This window comes from Alteromonas ulvae, assembly GCF_048987005.1.
GTDB lineage: Bacteria > Pseudomonadota > Gammaproteobacteria > Enterobacterales > Alteromonadaceae > Alteromonas.
Genome location: NZ_CP185261.1, coordinates 4,159,593 through 4,182,869, shown reverse-complemented (window position 1 = coordinate 4,182,869; position 23,277 = coordinate 4,159,593). Strand labels below are relative to the sequence as shown.

Genomic DNA, 23,277 nt, shown 5'->3' with positions numbered 1-23,277 from the left:
TTGAACGTTACTTTTTTTAAGCGGTGTATCACCTGCTATACTTGGCTTTCAGCGATTTTATACTGTGTTGCTAGCTAGGGATTATGAGTATTAAGCGTAAACGGCACGCTTTGATAGCGGCCGTGAAATTTTGCTATGTATACACCAAAATGCAAGTGGGGTAGAGATGAAAAGCCGGTATTTCCGGTGTACCCAATAAGTTGACCTTGGGCAACTCGCTGCTCTCGACTTACGGTTACACCGTTATATTTAAGGTGGTAATACTCACCGGTAGTGCCGTCGTCATGCAAAATAGCAACATAATTCGCATATTTCGCAAAATCTGCTGTTGGTCCGCCTTTCTTACCAGTGCTTTTGGTATCGATAACCACACCCCCTCGCGCCGCTAGTACAGGAGTCCCCTCTTTTGCACCAAAATCTAGTGCGTATCTAGACGCGCCAGAATGACTGAAACTGCCATTAACACCCTGCACAATGGGGTAGTTCTGGTGAGGTTGTAGTGGAGATAAATAGCGAAAGTCATTGTCATGAGAGGCATCAATATCTCCTACCGTCCATTTAACGCGCATGTTAGACCAAAAAAGCAATGGAGACGTTGTCTCACCTAAAACGATAGGGTTATTGGTGGCTAAAAACGCATTGGCATGGGCTTGATGTCCTAGATCTTCCGAATACAGTGTTAACGCCAAGGGTAAATCGATATAACGTTGAACGCTTATTATGTAGCTACCGCTGGCGTCGTTCTTCTCACTTAACAAAAAGCAAAAGCGGCGCTCATCAAAGCACCCTTCGTGTTGTGCATTTGTAGACAGGCTTTCTGCGCGTAGGTTTGTCATAAGAGCGGTTTGGTATGATGAGGGCAGCGAGGGAAGGTGACGAATGTCTGAAGCCTGAAGCGGCAAAACCCGAATCAATAACGTCCAGATTAACAAAGGCCATGAAAGCGAAAGAAGAAATGATGTGCTGATTGTTAGCAAGTTCATCAAAGTAAGATGCAAAGGCCTTGCAACTCTTGAATGCCCTAAAGCAGCCTTTATTCGCTGCACTTTAGACTGACTGCCATGTTGGCCTTTATGCCGCTCGTGCCGCAAAGTGATGTTGTTAATCCTAGCGGGCATTATCGACAGAGGCATCGTCGGTAAGCGCATTGTTAACGTGCGCGGCGAATGCGTCAGCTTTCATAAACCCAGTTACCCGAGACTGTCTTAACTCTTCACCTTTTGTGTCAAAAAATAATATGGTAGGTAAACCAAGTACTTCAAACTTATCAAACACTTCCTGACGCTGGGGCGTGTTGTCGGTCAGGTCCATTTGCATCCACACCGTATTACTCAGCGCATTGACAACGTTTTGAGCTGGAAACGTGTATTTTTCGAATTCTTTACATGCTACGCACCAGTCGGCGTAAAGGTCTACCATAACAGTTTGGCCGTTGGCATTGGCGTTTGCAATTTTCTGCTGTAAGTCGGCAAGATCTCTTGCCTTTATAAATTCAGGGTGACTGATTTTTTCACCCCAAAGCCCAACATTCAGTCCGGTTTGATAAGTAATGCCTGCGCTTCCCATTATACCCGCAGCAACTAACATGGCTCGTAGCAGTTTCATTTTACTGTTAGCCGTAGCGCGATTTAAGCGCCAATAATAGCCAAATAAACCGAAGCCTAACGCTGCCCACAGGAAGTCTGAATATAAGCTGTTCCACAACCGCTCTACAAACACTATGGCTACTGCGAGCATCATGAATCCGAAAGTTACTTTAACCACATTCATCCAGTTGCCAGCTTTCGGCAGCAGCTTTCCGCCAGTAACCCCAAATATGATCAGCGGAATGCCCATACCAATGCTAAGCAAATACAGAGAAATAAATCCAAGGGTCATATCCCCTGTTTGTGCAATAAACAACAATATTCCAGTAAGCGGAGCTGTGGTGCACGGGGAGGCGATAAGTCCCGACAGCACGCCCATAATAAATACGCCCGCAAAGCTACCAGGGGTTTGGTTGTTACTTGCTAAGGTGAGCTTTTCCTGCCACTTTGAAGGAAGTTGTATTTCAAAGCCGCCAAAAAGTGCCACTGCTAAGGTGGCAAACAAACCGATAAAAACACCTAATACAACAGGGTGTTGAAGAGCCGCTTGAAATTGCGCTCCCGCTACTGCCACAACCAGCCCAAGCAGAGAATAGGTAATTGCCATCCCTTGTACATAAACGAAGGTAAGCCAAAAAGAATGAGAAAGGCTTTTTGTGTTGCCTTGACCAATGACAATGCCTGATACAATGGGATACATAGGGAACACACAAGGGGTAAACGCAAGGCCAATACCCAAGATGAAAAACAACAACAGAGTAAGAGGAAGGTTTTCTTTGTTAATCAATTGATTAGCTAGCGTAAATTGTTCGCTTTGTGGTGTTGAAGCGCCACTTTGAACAGACGCTGGTCCATTACTAACACTTTCATTGAGATAAACCACCTTTATAGTGGGTGGGTAACACAGCCCTGCATCAGCGCAGCCTTGATAACGTACTTTCACCACACCATCGGAAGACGCTTCTTCAAGGGGCAGTTTTATTGTTACGCTGTCATAAAATACTTCCGACTTGCCGTAAAACTCATCTTCAATCATTACTCCTTTAGGATAGGTTGCTTCGCCTATTTCGGCGTCTTTGGCGACGTACTTAAACTGTTTTTTATACAGGTAATAACCATCTGCAATAGCAAATGTGAGTGTTAGCGTGCTGTCTTTCTGGTTGAAGTCGAAGACAAACGCTTGCTCCACGTCTAAAAACTTGGGTTCTTGTGAGAATGCGTTGTCTACGCTGGCAGGAAATTGCGACTGTGCTGCAGCGGTGACAGATAGTGTAGTCACTAGAAGAAGAGAAACTGAAAATACCATTGCAGCAAAAGCAAACGTTCGACGGGGCAAAAAAAATGTCGACACTCGGTTTAATAGGGCACTAATCATATTGATAACTTCAACTTCTATTGTGAATTCTAAATGGTTTGTTTTAAGCCACTGCCAGTAAAGTCAGTAAAATTGTTAACTGACTCAGCACATTTATGAGTATTTATACACGTTTGCCTTACAAAAGGTGCGCAATTATACCAAAATAGAGTATAGAGTTTGACATAGTTCACCTTAAATAAGGGTAAGACTATCTACGTAAACGCTATACGCTTTTTCCAGCGGCGCTGCCCACTGACGGTGAGTTATTCATAATAAAACTGACGCAGTGTAAAGCTGATATGACATGGGGCTTTCAAAGAGCAAGTCCCTTGGTTTATCAATATTGTTTCACGCACGGTAAGAAAGCACGAGATTTTCGATAGCAGTGGCTATCGGTCGTATTGAGCAGGTATTTAAGCGAAAGCGTGCGAACCTTTGTTTGCATTTAGGCTCAACACCCACATACACCTAATATACTGTTTAAAGAGGACTCATTTTGCGGGTTTTATTCATTTTATTTGCCGTACTTCCTATTTTAGAAATCGCCCTTCTGGTGAATGTTGGCAGCATTATTGGCGGTTGGAACACAATAGGTATTGTTATTCTCACTGCCTTTATTGGCTCTTATTTTGTAAAACGTGAAGGGATCAGTACGCTTCAAACTGCACAGGCAAAAATGCAGCGCAACGAAATGCCTGGAAAAGAGCTTGTTGAAGGGTTAATGCTCGTGGTGGCAGGTGTCTTGTTAGTGACGCCAGGATTTATCACCGACATATTAGGTTTTATGTTTGTATTGCCCGGAACGCGACATTTACTTGCTGCACAGGTGAGTAAGCACATGAAAATGCGCGTTGTTATACCTAGTGGAGGGCCCAGTGGAGCTAATGCGGGCGGTTTCAATGCACATGGGCAACAAAACCCCTTTGGCAGCAACGGTTCACCATTCGATACATCAGCTAAAAACAAAGAAGATGTGATTGAAGGTGAATATACTGACAATACACAGAATGAAGAAGATAAGCGGCTGAAGTAAGCTCACTTAGCACCTTTTCATAGTAGATTCTCACGTGATGCTACGCTTTCTTCTTTTCAAGCTCATCCTCAAAACGCAGGTATTTCGCAAAAAAATCAATTTTTTTACATTTTTTTGTATAAAAACACTTGAACTTGTTTGGGTACTACCCCATTTAACCGTGCAGATAAGATTTTAACTGCTCAGCAATGAGCGTTCCAGGCACTCAACATTCAAAAAGTTGAATGTTGATAATTATTTAACTTTGAATAGTGGAATTTTCAGGAGACTTGAAAATGGCAATTCGTCCTTTACACGACCGCGTAATTATTAAACGCGCAGAGCAAGAAAGCAAATCTGCAGGCGGTATCGTTCTGACTGGTTCTGCAGCAGAAAAATCAACTCGCGGTGAAGTTATCGCTGTGGGTAATGGTCGCATACTTGAGAATGGCGATATTAAAGCGCTTGACGTAAAAGTTGGCGACACCGTAATTTTCAATGACGGTTATGGCGTTAAAACAGAAAAGCTGGATGGTGAAGAAGTTCTAATCCTTAGCGAAAGCGACATCCTAGCGATTGTTGAGTAATAACGACTAACGTTTAATCGAATTAGAGAGGAATTGAATCATGGCAGCTAAAGAAGTACGTTTTGGTGACGACGCTCGCACAAAAATGCTTAAAGGTGTAAACACGCTAGCAAACGCAGTAAAAGTAACCCTTGGTCCTAAAGGCCGTAACGTTGTCTTAGACAAGTCTTTCGGCGCTCCGACTATTACTAAAGACGGTGTGTCTGTAGCGAAAGAAATCGAACTTGAAGACAAGTTTGAGAACATGGGCGCTCAGATGGTGAAAGAAGTAGCCTCTAAAGCGAATGACGAAGCGGGTGACGGTACAACTACTGCTACTGTACTTGCGCAATCTATCGTAACTGAAGGCCTTAAGTCTGTTGCTGCGGGCATGAACCCAATGGACCTTAAGCGCGGTATCGACAAAGCAGTTATCGCTGCCGTTGCCGAGCTTAAAGCGCTATCTACAGATTGTGCAGACAGCAAGTCTATTGCACAAGTGGGCACTATCTCTGCAAACTCTGACTCAGAAGTTGGCGACATCATTGCACAGGCAATGGAAAAAGTAGGTAAAGAAGGTGTTATCACTGTAGAAGAAGGACAAGCACTTCAAAACGAACTAGACGTTGTTGAAGGTATGCAGTTCGACCGTGGTTACCTATCTCCTTACTTCATCAACAACCAAGAAAACGGCACTGTTGAATTAGATAGCCCATTCATCTTGTTAGTTGATAAGAAAATTTCTAACATCCGTGAATTGCTTCCAACACTTGAAGGTGTTGCAAAAGCTGGCAAGCCACTACTCATTATGGCTGAAGATGTTGAAGGCGAAGCGCTAGCAACACTAGTGGTAAACAACATGCGCGGTATCGTGAAAGTTGCTGCGGTTAAAGCACCTGGTTTCGGCGACCGCCGTAAAGCAATGCTTCAAGACATCGCGGTACTTACAGGCGGTACAGTCATCTCTGAAGAGATTGGTCTAGACCTTGAAAAAGTGCAGCTTGAAGACCTAGGTACAGCGAAGCGTGTAGTGATTAACAAAGACAACACGACTATTGTTGACGGTAACGGCGACGAAGAAGCTATTCAAGGCCGTTGCGCGCAAATCAAAGGTCAAATTGAAGATTCTTCTTCTGACTATGACAAAGAAAAGCTTCAAGAGCGTTTAGCTAAGCTTTCTGGCGGTGTTGCTGTGATTAAAGTGGGTGCAGCCACTGAAGTAGAAATGAAAGAGAAGAAAGACCGCGTAGAAGATGCACTACACGCAACTCGCGCAGCGGTAGAGGAAGGTGTAGTACCTGGTGGCGGTGTTGCGTTGGTTCGTGCGGCCTCTAAGCTTGAAGCACTTACTGGCGACAACGAAGACCAAACAGTAGGTATTAAGCTTGCACTACGTGCAATGGAAGCGCCTCTTCGTCAAATCGCCGCTAACGCAGGTGCTGAAGCCTCTGTTGTTATTAACGCAGTGAAAGGCGGCGATGGTAACTTCGGTTACAACGCGGCTAACGACACCTACGGCGACATGCTAGAGATGGGTATTCTTGACCCGACTAAAGTAACTCGCAGTGCGCTTCAGTTTGCATCGTCTATCGCTTCATTAATGATTACCACCGAAGCTATGGTAGCTGAACTACCAAAAGACGATTCTGGCTCTGGAATGCCTGATATGGGCGGCATGGGCGGAATGGGCGGCATGATGTAATCATCCCCCCGCTTAACGCTTAAAGAAAAGGCGCTAACTTTTGAAGTTAGCGCCTTTTTTATATCCAGTGACCAAATCGGCTCACACTGTAAGGTCAGCGATGACCACTATAAAATTTCAACCGGGCCGTGATTATCACAATGGCCATTGTGTTGGTGATGTAGGTGTCCATCAACAATATAGTCAATGTGGTCGCCGTGTGGGACCGCCTCATGACCACAATCTGGACCATGAACATGCCCATCGTCATGACCAGCGCATTGATGTCCTTCTGTGCATTTATCTGGGTTGGTGCCGTTCACCTCTAACTTGTGCTCATCGACATGATCATTGTGCACATGATGCAAATGCCCATCGTGTAAATAGTCAATGTGATCACCGTGCTTTACTGCTGTATGGCCACAATCTGGCCCATGTTGGTGAGGATGATTTTGGTGTACTTTACATTCGCTCATTGGCTTGCCTCTTTTACTAGAACATTTCATTAATTGTTGAAATGTATTATTGTTTATAATTTATTCTTTAGCAAGGTTTGATCTTCTTTTTGAGATAAAAAAACAGCGTTGAGTTACCATACTTCTTTAAATGATGAATTGTTGAAGGTAAAGCAACTATGACGGTGTCTGAACAGGATAGTGATTATCACGCACATGAAACACAGCGTTATGCGCCGCAAGAAGACCAGGTCATCTTCGAGCGCACTGCACAGTTATTTAAGGCAATCGCTGATGCAGAAAGACTAAAATTACTCACTATTTTGTATAGAGGCGAAGCGTGCGTATCTGAATTAGCCACTCAATCTCAAATGTCGACGGTATCGCAGCGGTTAAAAATTCTTAAAAACGAAAACTTGGTGAAAACTCGACGGGAAGGCAAGCACATCATTTATAGCTTGTATGATGACCATGTTTTTGAACTCATAGACAATGCACTGCAGCATGTAAAAGAAAAGCACTAGGATTCCACTCTCACCACATGTTAAATACCTGTGCTGTTAACGCCCAATTTGTCGGTGTGTTGCTATTAGCTGGCAATGCTGCAAATGGTAAGTGTGATTGGTAAGTGCTATTGATGAGCGCTATCGATACGCCCGGTGACAAGTGATGTCGCTGTGCCCCGGGCGTATCCCCTACTTATATCTTATCGGTTACTGCGCCGGTGGAGGCCGAGCTTACCGTTTTTGCGTATTTTGCTAGCAAACCGCGAGTATAGCGTGGCTCAGGTGGTGTCCAATTTTCGCGCCTGCGGGCAAGAGTGGCTTCGTCAACGTCAAGGTTAATTTCGCGAGTTTGCGCGTCAATAGTGATTGTGTCGCCATCTTCCACCAAGCCAATTATCCCGCCTTCAATCGCTTCAGGTGTAACATGACCCACCACAAACCCTCGGCTTCCTCCTGAGAATCGGCCGTCGGTAATTAGGGCAACATCACTGCCAAGCCCTTTGCCCATAATAGCCGAGGTTGGACTTAACATTTCACGCATGCCAGGACCGCCTTTAGGCCCTTCATAGCGGATCACTACCACGTCGTTCGCCACTACTTTACCACTCATAATAGCTTCAAAAGCTTCTTCCTCGGAATCAAAGGCTTTTGCGGTACCCGTAAACCTTAATCCTTCTTTACCTGTTATTTTTGATACGGCACCTTCTGCGGCTAAATTGCCAGACAATACTACTAAATGACTATCGGGTTTAATGGGTGAGGATAAAGGCAGAATGATATCTTGCCCCTCTGGGTAATCAGCCACATTGGCTAAGTTCTCCGCTACCGTCTTTCCGGTCACCGTCATGCAGTCGCCGTGTAACATACCGGCGTCAAGCAGGCGCTTCATGAGTGGCTGAATACCGCCAATCTCAATCAGCTCTGACATTAAGTACTGACCGCTAGGTCGCAAATCTGCAATAACGGGGGTTTTATCGCCTATGCGTGTAAAGTCCTCTAGGGTAATTTCAACACCAATGGCGTCGGCCATCGCAATTAAATGCAGCACGGCATTAGTTGAACCGCCAAGCGTAATGATAACGGTGATGGCATTTTCAAAGGCTTGTTTGGTCATGATATCTGAGGGTTTAATATCATGCTCAAGGAGGTAAGCAATGGCTCTACCTGCATTGATACAGTCTTGCTTTTTACTGTCAGACACGGCATTTTGCGCTGAGCTATTAGGTAAGCTCATGCCCATTGCTTCAATGGCTGACGCCATGGTGTTTGCGGTATACATACCGCCGCAGGAGCCCGGGCCCGGAATCGCTGTCTTTTCTATTTCTTCAAGCTGAGTAATGGGAATATCTCCGCTCGCATGGCCGCCCACCGCTTCAAAAACTGACACGATATCGGTATGGTTTTTACCGGGTAATATTGTGCCGCCATAAACAAAAATAGACGGTCGATTCAAACGAGCAAGCCCCATAATACAACCGGGCATATTTTTGTCACACCCACCTATGGCAATAATGCCGTCATGTCCCATACACGCCGATACAGCCTCGATGGAGTCGCAAATAATTTCGCGCGACACCAATGAATACTTCATTCCTTCGGTGCCCATCGAGATGCCGTCAGAAATTGTGATGGTATTATAAATAACGCTTTTCGCACCGGCGCTATCGACACCTTTACCCACCTCTTCTGCAAGGGTGTTTATGTGCATATTGCACGGCGTTACCATGCTCCATGTAGACGCAATCCCAACTTGTGGCTTTTTAAAATCATCATCACCAAAGCCTACTGCACGCAGCATTGAGCGACTCGGGGCCTTTGCAATACCATCTACAATTTTACTTGAATGTTGTCGTTTGCTGTCTTTGCTCATGTTTTGTCCATTATTAATCGTTCAGGTAATGTGCCCGATACAGTTATAGCAGTGGTTGTGCATCGAGTTGGTCCAAGGGTTATTTTCTGCTTTCTACGCTTGCTTCTCTTCAATGTAAGCGTCAATGAGTTCCTCGAGGATCGCCAGAGGTACTGCACCATTTTTAAGCACCACATCATGAAAGTCTCGTAGGTCAAATTTATCGCCCAGGGCAGTTTTCGCTTTCTCTCGCAGTTCCAAAATCTTAAGCATGCCAACCTTGTACGAAGTTGCCTGCCCTGGCATCACAATATAACGCTCTATCTCTGAAGTAACGTCACTAAGCGCCATACCCGTGTTATTTGCCATGTAGTCGATGGCCTCTTCTCGGGTCCAGCGTTTTTGGTGAATACCTGTGTCTACCACCAAGCGCACAGCTCTAAACAATTCCGCTTGAAGTCGACCAAGGTTGTCCAGTGGATTGTCTTGAAAACCCATCTCCCACGCTAAATATTCCGAATAAAGCGCCCACCCCTCTGTATAAGCAGTGAATGGCGACATTTTTCGAATAAACGGCATGCCTTCAATTTCCATCGCTAGCGCTATTTGGAAATGATGCCCTGGAATGCCTTCATGGTAGGCCAGCGTTCGCATGCTGTATTTAGGGGTAGCCTTGATATCGTAAAGATTAGCGAAGAAGCGGCCCGGTCTTGAACCGTCTATGGCTGGCTGCTGATAATACGCACCAGGTGCCGTCTTTTCCTTAAACTCAGGAATGCGCACTACTTCCATGCCGGCCTCGGGACGAATACGGAAAACCTCGCTCATGCCTTCTTCAATTTCATCAAGAATGGTTTGATAGTCTTTGAGTATTTGTTCACGGCCAGCATCACTGTCTTCATAATAGTGAGAGGGGTCTGCTGCAAGGGCATCCATTGCTTCTGTAAACCCTAACGTTACGTCGTAGCCTTCGCCTTCAAGAATTGTCAGCATTTCGCCTTGAATTCGAGCCACTTCTTGTAAGCCGATATTGTGAATTTCGTCTGCGTTCATATCGGTGGTAGTGAAAAAACGAAGGGCGTTGGCATATACCTTATCGCCATCGGGTAAGTGCCAGTAACCGTGATCGTTACCTGCCTTTGCCTGTAGTGTTGTGAAGTAGTCGATAAATAGCTGATAAGCGCGGTTTACATCATCATTAATGCGCGCTTCGGCTTTAGCCAAAAACTCATCCTGCTGTTCTTGCGATAGTGTTTCTACATAAGCCATTTTCTCCTTTAACGAGCTATATAAAATGTTCTCGTTAAGCGGCGAAGAAACAAAGCTGTTCATTTCATCGAGCACGCGAGTGATAACAAATTGGGGAGGAATAATGCCTTTTTCTTCACGCAGTTTTAGCCCTTCAAGTACTTGAGCAAACTTTTCATCTACCGCGCCTAAGCGACTGAGATAATTCTCAACATCGGTTGCATCATTAATTTGATGTTGACCCTGCATGAAGCTTGGAAAGCCGTTTTGCACACCAAACAATTGGTTTACAGGATAGGTGTGATATTGAAATGGCTCGTTGCCAATTAAATAATCCAGCAAATAAAGAGTAATTTTTTTAGAAAGTAGCTCGTCTTTACTTAGGTCTTCATTATTGTAATCGACGATAACTTGCCTAATGTCCCGCGCCTTATCAAAAAGGGCTTCGCCTTTTTCTGGGCTGGCATCGTCTAGCTTAGCGTTGTGTCCCTTAATGCCTACCGACTCTAAAAAACCCAACGAGGTTAGAGTTTCCGGGCTATCAAACGCTACCTTCACCATCTCTCTGTTTAAAAAATTATTAAAGTAAAAGGGTTTATCTGCATACCATTCGTGAGCAGCGAAGCCGCCGCCGAATAGCACTACAACAAGTAAACCGGAACCAATCCACTTAAAAAATCGTTTCATTATTCTTATTGTCCACATTTTAATCTCAACCTACGTTAGCGGAATTTGCGCTAAAAAGTAAACCTATTCAGCAAAATTGAAATACTGCCTAGCGGTTATTCGTATGCTTACGCTCAGCGTTGCTCTGGGTTATACTCTGAGGCGTAAATATTCAACGCTAATGGGCATTGTCATGGCAACAGCAGCCGCTGTACATATTCTGGTAAAAACCGAAAAAGAGGCGTTTTCTATTTTAGAGCAGCTTAAAAAAGGTAAAAATTTCGGCACGCTAGCAAAAAAGCATTCAACGTGCCCGTCGGGTAAGCGAGGCGGCGATTTAGGTGAATTTCGTCGCGGCCAAATGGTAAAAGCATTTGACGATGTGGTGTTTAAAAAAGAAGTGCTAAAAGTACACGGGCCAGTAAAAACCCGCTTTGGGTTTCATATTATTAAAACCCTGTATCGGAACAACTAAATTCCCAACTTTCATTCTAAATTCCCGACTCCCACTTTTCGCCGCATACGTGAGTTGTTGTATACGCGTTAAAGGGGCTGTTGTATTGATGAATGTTCTTTCGCATCAAAGCATTATGATCAACACTAATGAATGGGGTAGCGCTGGCGTTCCCAGCCTTATCTAAACGATAGTAGCTAGTTGAGTAGTCGGAAAGCAGCATGCGATTAGCGGCTTCGCTTTCTGTTAAACGTACTCGAGTTACGGCTTTAAACCTAGCGCTTTCATCACCTAGTGCCAAAATAGTGCGATAGTAATACCCTTTCTCTGTTTGCTGCTGAGAAAAACGATTCAGTGTTGAGATGAGGTCTTTGAGGTTTATCGCTTCACGCTGCAACATAAAATCATGATGAATAATACTGCTGCCGTCGCTATTGTCACTACCGGCGGTATACGCTTGCTCTTGTTCTAGGCCAGTTAAGTATTCTTGCCCTTCTTCGGTGTAATACACAAGCGCTTCGGTGTTCATGTGCACGAAATAATCACTGATGCCAGCAGGCACAACTTCAAACAGCAAGAGATCGGGAGTAACTGCGCCGCGTTCTTCAGGCGCTTGTGGGCCTCGTGGTTCGCATTGTTCAGAAATGAAATAGTAGTATTGGCCTGCCTCAATGGCTTGGGCGCTGTTATACAACACGGAAGATGTGATAACGATGCCGTATAGCATCGTTGTAAAGAAACGGAGTACCATAATACCAACGCCCTTATTTAAACTAACTCTTAAGGCGTTAGTTTACGGGTATAAGCACTACAATGCGATATGAAGTCTTGAATTGAAACAATATTGTTAGAAGCGAAAAACTACTGCTGTTTTTCTACTTCCTCTATTTTCTTCCACAGTTCTTCAGATTCTGCGGTCAGCATAGAATACGTTTTAATATCGCCCTTTCTTTGCGCAAGCATGGCTCGCTCTAAAAGCTGGTCGTATTCTTTCCGCATTTTCTTTGACGGATTCGATTTAAAAAGCCCAAACACTATTTTTCTCCCCACGCCGCACGGTGCATTCTGTGAAAGCTTGTGAAAGCATTCTTAAAAAAAGCACTCTTGCTGCCTACTCTGATGATGGTGTATTCGTTGTGATATTTTTAGTTAACAAAACGCTCGGTTGCATATGAAACCTAACGCGTAATGAATAAACGTTTTATATCTATTAACTGATCACATGATGGGAAAAAAGAAACGGCAAAAAGAAATGGTAATAAAGAATGACTCGCCTTTTTATCGAATAATCGAGTTGTAATTTACGGTGTACCGCTAAAGCCTGTTCGTTTTTTGTACCTTTACGGCTGTACAAAAAACAACCTCCATACTTTAAATTTCCTCTTGGTAGCTACAATCCTGACTAAAAAAACAAATATAAGTGAATTTCATATAAATTATAGTTATGTATTTAAACTTAAAAATTTTTGTAAAAAATGTTCCCTAGGCGTATGTTTACCAAGGCGTAGAGTGAAAATTAAACAGCTTGTTTGTGTTCTTTTAGCCTGCAAATATTTAAACGAGCGTTGGATTTAGCCGAAAAATAATCAGCATAAATGAATAAAATGGTTTCAATGAGAATAAAGGGTGTCATTCTCGAAGCGCCTAAGAATAAGGAGAAGCGTATGAAAATTATTGTTTTAAACGAATCTAAAACGCCAGACTCGTTAAATAAAGTGGAAAAGCGCTGTGCTGTAACGCCATCTAGCGCGCAGCGGCTAATTAAGAAAGGGGCTTCTATTATCCTTGAGGCCGGAGCAGGTCTACTTGCTGGCTACTCTGATAAAGAATATGAAGGTGTGGGTGTTTCTGTCATTAGTGATGTGAATGAGTCAGTATCATCAGCGGATATGGTGGTGGCCGTAAACAAGCCTAGCGAAGCGCAGTTGGCGTTGATGAAAAAAGGGGCCATTGTGGTTGGCCATCTTGACCCTTTCTTTCAACAACCGCTTATTGAGTCGATTGCTGACAAGCAGCTTACGGCTATTTCAGTTGAAATGATCCCGCGTTCTTCCCGTGCTCAAAAAATGGATGCCTTAAGCTCTCAAGCGAGCCTAGCGGGCTATGTAATGGTGATGCAGGCAGCAAGTTTACTTCCTTCTATTTTACCCATGATGATGACGCCATCGGGCACTATTAAACCCGCCAAAGTATTTATCATTGGCGCTGGTGTGGCAGGCCTGCAGGCTATTGCCACAGCAAAACGCCTTGGCGCTAATGTGCTTGCCTACGACACTCGCGAAGTGGTTGCAGAGCAGGTTGAGTCTCTTGGTGGAAAATTCCTTAAAATCGATATTGGTGAAACGGGCCAAACGAAAGACGGATACGCCAAAGAGCTTACCGAAGAACAAAAAGCCAAGCAGCAAGACGCTCAGCGCGACGCTATTGCCGATTCAGATATTGTGATTACCACAGCGCAACTGTTTGGCCGAAAGCCCCCTGTGCTTATTTCAAAAGACACCTTAGCGCTAATGAAGCCAGGCAGTGTTGTAGTGGATATGGCGGCCACCTCTGGCGGTAATGTTGAAGGCTCAGTCGCTGGAGAAACCGTTGAGGTGAATGGCGTTAATGTTATTGGCGATGGCTACTGGAGTCAGTTTGTCGCGCGAGCTGCCACCGACATGTACGCCAATAATATTTATAACCTTGTGGACGAGTTCTTCGACACAGAAACCAATACGTTTAACCTTAATTTGGACGACGATATTCTTGCTGGCTGCGTTATTGCGCATCAGGGAAGCGTTACCAACGACATGCTGCTTAATGCATACAAAGGAGCTTAATTGTGGACATCATATACTTACTTTTTATCGTGTTATTGGCAGGGTTTCTTGGTTTTGAACTCATCCGAAAAGTCCCTGCTACGCTTCATACGCCACTCATGTCAGGCTCGAATGCTATTTCAGGTATTACCTTAGTTGGCGCCTTAGTGGCATCGGGTAGTGACAACAGCGTGTTAACTACCGTGTTGGGTACCATCGCGGTGGCACTGGCCAGTATTAATGTGGTGGGGGGCTATTTGGTCACCGACCGCATGCTAAATATGTTTAAAAAGAAAACGAAGTAAGGAGTACGCAGGTGAATAATATTGTAACCACGATTAACCTTGCGTACGTAGTTGCTGCGGCACTATTTATTCTTGGTCTTAAGTTGTTAAGTCACCCAGATACGGCGAAAAAAGGTAATTTTATCTCTGCTATTGGTATGCTCATAGCGGTAGTTGTTACTCTGCTCGATCAGCAAATCATCAGCTATCACTATATATTGCTAGGATTTGTTATTGGTGGCGCCTATGGTGCCTGGAAGGCAAAAACCGTTGAAATGACATCAATGCCAGAGATGGTGTCGTTGTTTAATGGTTTTGGTGGCGCAGCATCACTGTTACTCGGCTGGGCGACGTTATCGAGCATGGGCATGGCGGCGCTACAAACTGCTGGCGCGTTTACCTTTGCAACCCTATTTTTCACCATACTGGTTGGTGGCGTTACTTTTTCAGGCTCGGTAGTAGCGTGGGGGAAACTGTCAGGAAAGATGAGCTCAAAAGCGGTTGTCTTTACCGGGCTTCGAGAGCTAAGCATTCTTCATCTTATTGGCATGGTAGTGGTGGGATATATGTTCACAACCGAACCGTCAAACCCCGTATGGCTGTATTGCGCTATCGCACTAGCACTTAGTTTTGGTTTGTGGGCCACTATTTCTATTGGCGGCGCTGATATGCCAGTAGTCATTGCTTTGCTCAACAGCTACTCAGGAGTGGCTGCCTCTGCAGCAGGTTTGGCCACCGGCAATACCATTCTTATTGTTACTGGCCTGTTAGTTGGCGCGTCAGGGCTTATCTTGACGAATATTATGTGTAAGGCCATGAACCGCTCACTAATGAACGTACTGCTATCTGGATTTTCTACACCTGTTGAGGCAGGCGAGAAAATTGAAGGCGAGATTAAGGTACTGGCCGCACAAGATGCATTTTACGTGTTAGAAGCAGCCCAAGCGGTATTGGTGGTGCCAGGGTATGGCATGGCCGTAGCGCAAGCGCAACATGCAGTGCGTGAGTTGCAGTCTTTACTAGAAGAAAACGGCTGTACGGTAGATTACGGTATTCATGCAGTGGCAGGGCGTATGCCTGGGCACATGAACGTACTGTTAGCCGAAGCCGACGTTCCTTATGATCAGTTGTTCGAAATGGATGACGTTAACCCTCGTATGGAAAACTATGACGTGGTAATTGTTATTGGAGCCAATGATGTAGTTAATCCAGCGGCAAAAGAAATGAAAGGCAGTCCTATTTACGGCATGCCGGTTATTGAGGCCTACCGTGCCAAAACAGTATTTGTATTAAAGCGGTCTGCCAATGCGGGTTTTGCTGGGGTGGATAACCCACTTTTCTTCAAAGAAAATACCCGAATGGTGCTAGGTGATGCGAAAGAAACCATCAACAGTATTATCCGTGAATTTGGTGACGACTAAATACGGTTATTAAGTCTTAAATGGGCCCGGCAATAACTCAATTCGCTGGGCCCAACATATAAAAAATTCAATACCGTCACCTAAGCATATACGCATGCTCACAGCTTAAAACGTTATCTTCCATTCATACTCACGAAGCACTTTGAACAGTATCGCCAAAAACCACAGAATATGTAATGAGTGCAAGGTTGTTTAATCTTTCGATACGTTCTAACATCGTTTCACAGCTTTCTTTGAGCACTGAGTGTTAACCCTGCAATGAGTGGCAACCCGTTTCGTCGTTCGTTTGATATAGAGATTTTTCAAAACTGTATTCTTGTAACCCTCCGCGGGCACTGGGATATGGGGACTAATGTTAACTATTTGGGTGAATTGTCAGCGGTACTGCAAAGCAGAAGAGGCAGGGCCTTCCATTTATTCGTTGATATTCGGTCATGGTCTAGCACAAAGACAGATACCGTTATACGTATAAAAGACTCAATTCATCTAGATCGCAGAAATCAATTGAGTGAATTGTGGCTGGAAGATGAAACGACTGACGCCAACCATATTGCGCAACGATATTTTGAAAATCAGCACTTTACTTTCAAGCGTACGAACGATGTGAGCACTTTTTTGGATGAGGTTTGTGAGAGAGTTGAACCAAGCGTGATGGCATACGTAAAATCGTGGATAGATACAGCAACGCCGCGATAAATTAAATTATTCGAAACAATAGATATTTTACGTCGCAACATTTATGTCTTTGTCTATAATACGCGACTTATTTTTGCACTCATAAGCTAGATTAACGCTAGCGCACTTTTTAAAAGGTGATCATATTGTCTAATTGGAGTATCGAGGAAGCAGAGCGCGTCTATGGCGTCTCTCAATGGGGTGGCGGTTATTTTCAGGTTGGTGAAAATGGCAACGTCCACATTACGCCCGTACCCGAAAATCCGAGTATACGCATAGATTTCAATTCAGTGATTGAAGATATACGTAAAGAAGGTGTTCAGTTCCCAGTTGTTGTTCGTTTCCACGATATCTTGCGCTCGCAAGTAGCGGGTTTAAATACTGCATTTCGTAAATCGATTGCTGAAGCTGAGTACAAAGGCGAGTATCAAGGCGTATACCCAGTAAAAGTCAATCAGATGCGTGAAGTGGTTGAGGAGATTGTTGATGCCGGCAAACCCTTTAATTACGGGCTAGAAGCTGGGTCTAAAGCCGAGCTTCTCACTGTGCTAGCAATGAACACAAATGAAGAGTCGCTCACTATTCTAAATGGTTACAAGGACGATGAAGTTATGCGACTAGCGCTGCTTGGGCGCAAGCTTGGCCGCCGTGTAGTCGTCGTTGTTGAGAAATACACAGAACTGTTACTGCTGGTAAAAGTATCAAAAGAATTAGATATCGATCCTATTATTGGCGTGCGCTCGAAAATGACGGTAAAAGGCCGTGGAAAGTGGGAAAGCTCAGGCGGCGAAAGAGCAAAATTCGGTCTTACTATTACCGAGATAATTAATGCAGCTCGCTATTTAGAAGAGCAGGGCATGGCCCACTGTCTCAAACTTTTGCATTTTCATATTGGCAGCCAGCTTACCGATATCAGAGCGGTAAAAGAAGCCGTGACTGAAGGCGCCCGTATTTATGCCGACCTTCATAAAATGGGTTTTGAGTTAGACTATGTTGATGTAGGCGGTGGCTTAGGGATTGATTACGACGGAAGTAACTCTACCAATGAATCGTCGCGTAACTACAGCATGCAAGAATATGTTGCTGACGTGGTGTACGGCATGAAAGAGATGTGCGACTTAGAAGGCGTACCTCATCCTCATTTAGTCAGTGAAAGTGGACGTGCAATTACAGCGCATCATAGCTGTGTTATCACTGAAATTGTGGGTGAAATTAAATCTAATGCCGCAACCATGGATACGTCTGTCAAGGAAGGCGAGCACTTTTTCTTAAAGAATATTAGAGAGTTGGCAGACACCTTTGATGAGCAAGAGAACATGCATGAGGTATATAACGATGCCTCGCAGTACAAAGAGCAGGCTCTTGATGCTTTTAAGCTGCGCGTAATTCCTCTGGAAGAGCTTGCCAAGATTGAAACGCTGTATTGGCAAATTATGGGTAGGTTGCAAACCTGGTATCGAAAAGAAGAATACGTACCGGAAGAGCTGCAAGAGCTCGATTACAGCTTGTCGTCGCAGTACCTGTGCAACTTCTCTGTGTTCCAGTCGGCTGCCGACACATGGGCAATCGACCAATTGTTGCCAGTAGTGCCATTAACGCGCATGAACGAGGAGCCAACGGTAAATTGCTCTCTTGTTGATATTACCTGCGACAGCGACGGCAAGATTGATCAGTTCACCATTGGCAGAGAAATCACCGATGTATTGCCTATGCACCCGTTAAAACAGGGTGAACCTTACTATGTAGGGTTGTTTTTAACAGGTGCTTATCAAGACGTAATGGGTGATATGCACAACTTATTTGGTCGCTTGAACGAAGTACATATTTACAGCTATGACGACGATCCAGAAGATTTCTATATCGAGGAAGTTGTTAAAGGCTCATCGGTAGAAGATGTACTTAACGTTATGCAATATAATCCTCGTGCCATGGCATCTGACGTTAAACGCTTAATCGATAAACATGTATGGGATGGTAAACTTAAGCCGAGAGAAGGCGTACGCTGGACAGATTTTTACGAAAAATGTCTAAACGGTTATACCTATCTTAAACAGTAAGTATGGAAGCGCTGTACGTTGCTTCATGCTTTGGTAGAGTTATTGAAGCTGTTTAATAAGCAGCGCAGAAAGTTCAAGCCGGCGAGCTAGTCGTCGGCTTGTTTTAAAAAGCGTTTCCACAGCTCAGCGGTGGCGCTATTAATCATGTTCGACTCTGCATTCATCAACATGACATATCCCGCTTTTTTCTCAGGCATAAAGGCCACGTCTGCACGATAACCTTTTACCCATCCGCCGTGATAATTCAGTTGTTTACCATCAAGGTCGTAAATACGCCAGCCTAAGCCATAGTGGGCGTCGCTAATCATGCCGCGCCATCCTCTGCGATAGGTTTCGCGCTTAGTTCGAACCCGCTCTCTGGTCACATATTCCACCATTTCTTCAGAGATAACAGTGGGAAATTCCCCAAGTAATGCCTGCAAATAGATGGTCATATCATAAATACTAGCGTTAACGCCAGCGGCAGGCGAAAAACGGTAGTAATTGCTTTCTACCTCGCCTTCGAGCCATTTATTACGGGCTATTGCGATGTGTGGCCGAGCCCATGATTCTGAGGCAAGCAGTCCGCCTTTACCAACACTGGAAGATGTCATGCCTAACGGAGTGAACAAGTAAGACTGCATTTGGCTCGAATAAGACGTATTTTGCTTACTGAAGTAGTACTCCAATGCGCCGAATAACGCATTTTGATACGTGTAGCAGTCGCCCGGTTTACACAATGGCTCAAGCTCCCCTAGCGACGTTAATACCCGTTCTAGTGAGTAGTCGGCTTCAATTAAATTATCGTAAGCATTTGGCATAAAGCCACTCGATTGACCGACAATGTGCTGAAGTTTTAGGGCTTCCATTCCCTTGCCGTTAAACGGAATGTCTGGAAGTAGCGTTTTAATGGGTGTTTCCCACGAGAGCTGGTTACGCTCTACCAATTTTGCGCTTAGCAGTGCGGTAAAGGTTTTTGACACAGACGCAAGGCGAAACACGGTGTCTTTTGTAACCTTTTCACCACCTCGTTTGCGCGTTTTGCCGTAAACATAAACCCGAGGCGTTTTTCCCTGCTCATAAAAAACAAATGCATAGCCAGGTACATTATATTTATCAGCCTCTTTATTTACATAGCTGGCATAGTTATCGAGCCAGTCAGCAGACAATGTGTGCGAATAAAGCACGAGTAGTGGTAATGCACACATTAGAAAAAAGCGCGACATCGAAATGCGCAAAATAGTTGGCATACAGTTAGCTCATTAGGCCAGTTTCTCTGCAACATGAGAGATAGGCAGTGGTTATCAAGGTGGCAATATTATGCGGATAGGTTGGTCATTTATCAAATGTGTGTAAAAACGGCACTTTTTTAAAAAGTGCTAGCAAGTATCGAGAAATGGAAGGAAGAGCAACGCAGCAAGCAGAGCAAAAAAAGTATGACAAAATAGTGAGTTCTGATTTTGTCGCCTTAATTTAGGTTTTTAAGCATAAACTAGAGAAGGGCCTTTCAGAAAAGCCCACAAGCAAAAACAGATGGTCACAGTAAATATAGCTAACTCAAGCTTATCGCGACTAACATGTTTGAGAGATTCCAATGTCGGCAATAAAAAATGCACACCAACAGGCTTATGCATCAGCCAGATGCAGCAGAGATGCGCGATTTGATGGTCGCTTTTTTGTTGCGGTGAAAACAACAGGGATCTTCTGCCGGCCTATTTGCCCTGCAAAACTGCCGAAAGAAGAAAACGTGGCTTATTATAGTCTTGCGGCTCAAGCCATGTCTGATGGATTCAGGCCATGTTTGCGGTGTCGGCCTGACAGTGCGCCTCAATCTCCCGCTTGGGAAGGGAAAGACACTACGGTGCAGCGGGCACTGTCGCTATTGTCTGAAATACCAGCTCAGCCAATTAGCCATATTGCATCTCGCCTTGGCATAAGCGAGCGCTATGCCAACAAATTACTTACCAACGCTATTGGTTTGTCGCCAAAACAATTTCAAACGATGCAGCAGGCACTATTTGCTAAGCAGCTTATACAGCAAACCACCTTGCCTCTGCTTGATGTAGCGATAAGCTGTGGCTTTTCATCTCAGCGTCAGCTACAAAGAGTCGTTCAGCAGTACTGTAAAACATCGCCATCAGGGCTTAGGCGCGCTAGTAAAGGGTTTAATAAGTCCACTGAAAAAGTAGCTGGCCAGCCAGTTGGCAGCAAGAATGATAAAGAGGCTAGCCAAGCGCCAGTTCAAGAATTATGTCAAAAGTCAGGTCAACATATCAGTTTGTTTCTTTCCTATCGCCCTCCTTATAATTGGCCCTATGTGAGAGATTTTTTAGCTCGGCGTGCGGTTGCTGCAATGGAAGAGGTGACCGACAGCAGCTATCAGCGTTGCTTTGAATTTGAGGGCGTGAAAGGGCAGTTTTGCGCCATACACAATGCTCGTAAAGACGGATTTGACGTGACAGTGACATTGAGCGATTTAAGGCCGCTTTACCGGGTCATTGAAAATATAAAGGCCATGTTAGACTTAAAGGCTGATCCCATGCTTATTGAGCGCGGCTTATTATCTGCAGGATTAACTAAGGCGCAGCTTGTAGAAGGGTTAAGACTGCCAAGTGCATGGAGCATGTTTGAGGCCGGTTGCCGAGCTATTGTGGGTCAGCAAGTTAGCGTAAAAGCGGCTATTGGCCAGTTGACTTTGCTAGTGCATCATTTAGGCAAAAACCATGTCTGCGACAACGAGTTTGGTTATAGTTTTCCTTCTCCATCGGCGGTAGCAAGTAGCGACTTATCCTTTTTGCGAATGCCCCAGATTAGGAAAAATGCGATTAAACGCTTTGCACAGTTGTTTTCTAGCAGTCAGTCTTCTAGCGCTTCGCCGAGTTGTTCAGAGGGCTGTTCAGAGAGTCATTTTCCAAGCCGTTACCCAAGTCACTTTCAAAACCGTTCTCAAAGTCGCTCCCCTAGCCATGAAGATATGCTGGCGGTAAAAGGTGTTGGGCCGTGGACAGTAGATTATATTAAGATGCGCGGCGAACGAGACCCCGATGTTTATCTTGAAGGCGATCTTATTGTGAAGAAAATGGCAAAGCGCCACCCCGTTTGCGCAGGTGATGCAGCGCCGTGGAGAAGCTATCTTACGCTGCAACTCTGGCAGCTTTCCCAGCTTCCCCAAGCAGACGGCGCGCCTGAGCCGGATAAAAATAGTGCACTGAAACCAGACAGAAAACAAAGCGCCAACATAGTCAAAAAGGATCCACGTCAGTGAATACAGACACCGCATCAGAGTTTTTTTCTCAATCGATACCCACAGAACAAGGCGTGGTAACGGTGACAGCAAGCAATACTGGCGTTACCCGCATTGCTTTTACTGATCCTGAGGATAGCCTTAGAAATAGCGGTAAAAGGGGAGTATCGAATGGCATTACCGAAGAAGCTTGTTCACAGCTATCGGCCTATTTTGCAAAAACGCGTCACGAATTCGATTTGCCTATAGATGTCAAAGGCACAGAGTTTCAAACGTCGGTATGGAAAGCGTTGCAAAGTATACCTTACGGACAAACCGTAAGTTACTTAGACATTGCAAAACACATTGGTAATCCTAAAGCGGTAAGAGCGGTAGGGCTTGCGAATAGTAAAAACCCCATTGCCATTGTAGTACCGTGTCATCGAGTTATTGGCAGCAATAAAACGCTAACAGGGTATGCGGGTGGTTTAGCGCGAAAGCAGTTTTTGCTTAATTTAGAGGGAGCCCAAGGCGGACTATGGGACTAAGAGATATTATTGCACTGGTGGTGTTAGCCGGTATTTGGGGCGGCTCGTTTATCTTCATGCGAGTGGCGGCTCCCGAATTTGGTATTTATGTGCTGGTGGCGGTTCGAACGCTACTCGCTACCGCGGTGTTATTGCCGCTACTGGTACTAAAGGGTGGGTTATCGCAAATTAAGCATCATTGGTTTGCCATCGCCTTAGTTGGCTTAGTGAATACCGCTATTCCATTTGTTCTTTTTAATTACAGCAGCCTACACTTAGAGGCTGGGGTGAATGCCATATTAAATGCAACTGCGCCCATGTTCGGCGCCATTGTGGCTTGGTCATGGCTCGGAGATAGATTAACCAAAAGTGCCATTGTAGGTCTGCTGGTAGGGTTTGTTGGCGTGGCTGTTATTAGTCAGCAAAAGTTGGGTGAGGGTGAGGTGAGCTTCTTTCCCATTCTTACCGCACTGCTTGCTACTACTTGCTACGGAATAGCTGCCAGCATGATGAAAAAGTGGCTGCAGGGTGTTAAGCCTCTCGCCGTTGCGACTGGCAGCCAGGCTTTTGCGAGCATTATGTTAGCGCCCTTCGCCCTTGCTACGCTGCCGGCTACCATGCCAAGTAATAATGCGTGGATTAATGCGGTGGCATTGGCTATTGGCGGAACAGGTATTGCGTACATCCTATACTTTAAACTGATTGCTGATGTGGGGCCGGCAAAAGCGATTACCGTTGCCTATCTGGTACCGTTATTTGGCATTATTTGGGGCATATTATTGCTGCAAGAACACCTTTCTGCGCAAACCATCGTTGGCGGTATCATGATATTGCTAGGCGTGGCACTCACTACGGGTGTGTTAACTAGGCGAAGCAAAAAGTCGAAGCTTGAATCGGCCTGATTTAGCGAAGTCTAGCCTGATCTGGCCG

At 44.9% G+C, this 23,277-nt stretch carries 21 protein-coding genes; 13 read left to right on the top strand and 8 right to left on the bottom strand.

What is annotated here, in order from left to right; translation table 11 throughout:
• Nucleotides 1-74 precede the first annotated feature (74 nt).
• Nucleotides 75-836: a M23 family metallopeptidase gene (locus ACOJR9_RS18055; protein ID WP_420934261.1), complete on the bottom strand. Its 762-nt coding sequence runs from the start codon at nt 834-836 to the stop codon at nt 75-77.
• A gap of 271 nt (nt 837-1,107) precedes the next feature.
• Nucleotides 1,108-2,961 carry a protein-disulfide reductase DsbD gene (locus ACOJR9_RS18050; RefSeq protein WP_420934260.1) on the bottom strand — a complete coding sequence of 618 codons (1,854 nt, stop codon included), beginning with the start codon at nt 2,959-2,961 and terminating at the stop codon, nt 1,108-1,110.
• Between the two features lie 478 nt (nt 2,962-3,439).
• Here ACOJR9_RS18050 and ACOJR9_RS18045 point away from each other — a divergent pair, with 478 nt between their 5' ends.
• The 3 genes from ACOJR9_RS18045 (at nt 3,440) to groL (ending at nt 6,223) form a co-directional block, all read left to right on the top strand.
• Nucleotides 3,440-3,976 carry an FxsA family protein gene (locus ACOJR9_RS18045; protein WP_420934259.1) on the top strand — a complete coding sequence of 179 codons (537 nt, stop codon included), beginning with the start codon at nt 3,440-3,442 and terminating at the stop codon, nt 3,974-3,976.
• Nucleotides 3,977-4,251: 275 nt separating this feature from the next.
• Nucleotides 4,252-4,542, top strand: coding sequence for a co-chaperone GroES (locus ACOJR9_RS18040; protein ID WP_420934258.1), 291 nt, complete (start codon nt 4,252-4,254; stop codon nt 4,540-4,542).
• A 40-nt stretch (nt 4,543-4,582) separates the two neighbouring features.
• Nucleotides 4,583-6,223 carry a chaperonin GroEL gene (gene groL, locus ACOJR9_RS18035; RefSeq protein WP_420934257.1) on the top strand — a complete coding sequence of 547 codons (1,641 nt, stop codon included), beginning with the start codon at nt 4,583-4,585 and terminating at the stop codon, nt 6,221-6,223.
• Between the two features lie 107 nt (nt 6,224-6,330).
• On the opposite strand, the gene ACOJR9_RS18030 is transcribed toward groL, so the two are convergent.
• Nucleotides 6,331-6,678 carry a hypothetical protein gene (locus ACOJR9_RS18030; protein ID WP_420934256.1) on the bottom strand — a complete coding sequence of 116 codons (348 nt, stop codon included), beginning with the start codon at nt 6,676-6,678 and terminating at the stop codon, nt 6,331-6,333.
• A gap of 158 nt (nt 6,679-6,836) precedes the next feature.
• Here ACOJR9_RS18030 and ACOJR9_RS18025 point away from each other — a divergent pair, with 158 nt between their 5' ends.
• Nucleotides 6,837-7,181: an ArsR/SmtB family transcription factor gene (locus ACOJR9_RS18025; protein WP_420934255.1), complete on the top strand. Its 345-nt coding sequence runs from the start codon at nt 6,837-6,839 to the stop codon at nt 7,179-7,181.
• Nucleotides 7,182-7,356: 175 nt separating this feature from the next.
• Here ACOJR9_RS18025 and ilvD read toward each other — a convergent pair whose 3' ends face one another.
• Both ilvD and ACOJR9_RS18015 read right to left on the bottom strand, forming a co-directional pair.
• Nucleotides 7,357-9,033 (bottom strand): dihydroxy-acid dehydratase, encoded by a 1,677-nt coding sequence (gene ilvD / locus ACOJR9_RS18020; protein ID WP_420934254.1) that lies wholly within the window; start codon nt 9,031-9,033, stop codon nt 7,357-7,359.
• Nucleotides 9,034-9,126: 93 nt separating this feature from the next.
• The gene (locus tag ACOJR9_RS18015; protein ID WP_420934253.1) at nt 9,127-10,947 is read right to left on the bottom strand and encodes a DUF885 domain-containing protein; all 1,821 of its coding nucleotides are present in this window, start codon (nt 10,945-10,947) and stop codon (nt 9,127-9,129) included.
• Between the two features lie 172 nt (nt 10,948-11,119).
• Here ACOJR9_RS18015 and ppiC point away from each other — a divergent pair, with 172 nt between their 5' ends.
• Nucleotides 11,120-11,401 carry a peptidylprolyl isomerase PpiC gene (gene ppiC / locus ACOJR9_RS18010; protein WP_420934252.1) on the top strand — a complete coding sequence of 94 codons (282 nt, stop codon included), beginning with the start codon at nt 11,120-11,122 and terminating at the stop codon, nt 11,399-11,401.
• Nucleotides 11,402-11,417: 16 nt separating this feature from the next.
• On the opposite strand, the gene ACOJR9_RS18005 is transcribed toward ppiC, so the two are convergent.
• Both ACOJR9_RS18005 and ACOJR9_RS18000 read right to left on the bottom strand, forming a co-directional pair.
• The gene (locus ACOJR9_RS18005; protein WP_420934251.1) at nt 11,418-12,131 is read right to left on the bottom strand and encodes a hypothetical protein; all 714 of its coding nucleotides are present in this window, start codon (nt 12,129-12,131) and stop codon (nt 11,418-11,420) included.
• A gap of 110 nt (nt 12,132-12,241) precedes the next feature.
• On the bottom strand, nt 12,242-12,415 hold the full coding sequence (locus tag ACOJR9_RS18000; RefSeq protein ID WP_269518209.1) for a DUF6435 family protein: 174 nt from the start codon (nt 12,413-12,415) through the stop codon (nt 12,242-12,244).
• Between the two features lie 629 nt (nt 12,416-13,044).
• On the opposite strand from ACOJR9_RS18000, the gene ACOJR9_RS17995 reads away from it, so the two are divergent.
• From ACOJR9_RS17995 to speA, 5 genes are all read left to right on the top strand, one after another.
• A complete protein-coding gene (locus tag ACOJR9_RS17995) occupies nt 13,045-14,202 on the top strand; it encodes an NAD(P) transhydrogenase subunit alpha (RefSeq protein WP_420934250.1) in 1,158 nt (385 codons plus the stop codon).
• 2 nt (nt 14,203-14,204) lie between these two features.
• Nucleotides 14,205-14,486: an NAD(P) transhydrogenase subunit alpha gene (locus ACOJR9_RS17990; RefSeq protein ID WP_420934249.1), complete on the top strand. Its 282-nt coding sequence runs from the start codon at nt 14,205-14,207 to the stop codon at nt 14,484-14,486.
• 11 nt (nt 14,487-14,497) lie between these two features.
• Nucleotides 14,498-15,886, top strand: coding sequence for an NAD(P)(+) transhydrogenase (Re/Si-specific) subunit beta (locus ACOJR9_RS17985; protein WP_420934248.1), 1,389 nt, complete (start codon nt 14,498-14,500; stop codon nt 15,884-15,886).
• Between the two features lie 258 nt (nt 15,887-16,144).
• Entirely contained in the window at nt 16,145-16,582 is a 438-nt protein-coding gene (locus ACOJR9_RS17980; RefSeq protein ID WP_420934247.1) for an arginine decarboxylase, read from the top strand.
• A 125-nt stretch (nt 16,583-16,707) separates the two neighbouring features.
• Nucleotides 16,708-18,618: a biosynthetic arginine decarboxylase gene (speA, locus tag ACOJR9_RS17975; RefSeq protein ID WP_420934246.1), complete on the top strand. Its 1,911-nt coding sequence runs from the start codon at nt 16,708-16,710 to the stop codon at nt 18,616-18,618.
• 86 nt (nt 18,619-18,704) lie between these two features.
• On the opposite strand, the gene ACOJR9_RS17970 is transcribed toward speA, so the two are convergent.
• Nucleotides 18,705-19,823 (bottom strand): serine hydrolase domain-containing protein, encoded by a 1,119-nt coding sequence (locus tag ACOJR9_RS17970; protein ID WP_420936170.1) that lies wholly within the window; start codon nt 19,821-19,823, stop codon nt 18,705-18,707.
• Between the two features lie 368 nt (nt 19,824-20,191).
• Here ACOJR9_RS17970 and ACOJR9_RS17965 point away from each other — a divergent pair, with 368 nt between their 5' ends.
• From ACOJR9_RS17965 to ACOJR9_RS17955, 3 genes are read left to right on the top strand one after another with little or no spacing between them, the layout of a single operon-like run.
• Nucleotides 20,192-21,862 (top strand): DNA-3-methyladenine glycosylase 2 family protein, encoded by a 1,671-nt coding sequence (locus ACOJR9_RS17965; RefSeq protein WP_420934245.1) that lies wholly within the window; start codon nt 20,192-20,194, stop codon nt 21,860-21,862.
• Nucleotides 21,859-22,368 (top strand): methylated-DNA--[protein]-cysteine S-methyltransferase, encoded by a 510-nt coding sequence (locus tag ACOJR9_RS17960; RefSeq protein ID WP_420934244.1) that lies wholly within the window; start codon nt 21,859-21,861, stop codon nt 22,366-22,368. The genes ACOJR9_RS17965 and ACOJR9_RS17960 overlap by 4 nt, the downstream gene beginning before the upstream one ends.
• A complete protein-coding gene (locus tag ACOJR9_RS17955; RefSeq protein ID WP_420934243.1) occupies nt 22,359-23,249 on the top strand; it encodes a DMT family transporter in 891 nt (296 codons plus the stop codon). Before ACOJR9_RS17960 ends, ACOJR9_RS17955 begins: the two co-directional genes overlap by 10 nt.
• The last annotated feature ends 28 nt before the right edge of the window (nt 23,250-23,277 follow it).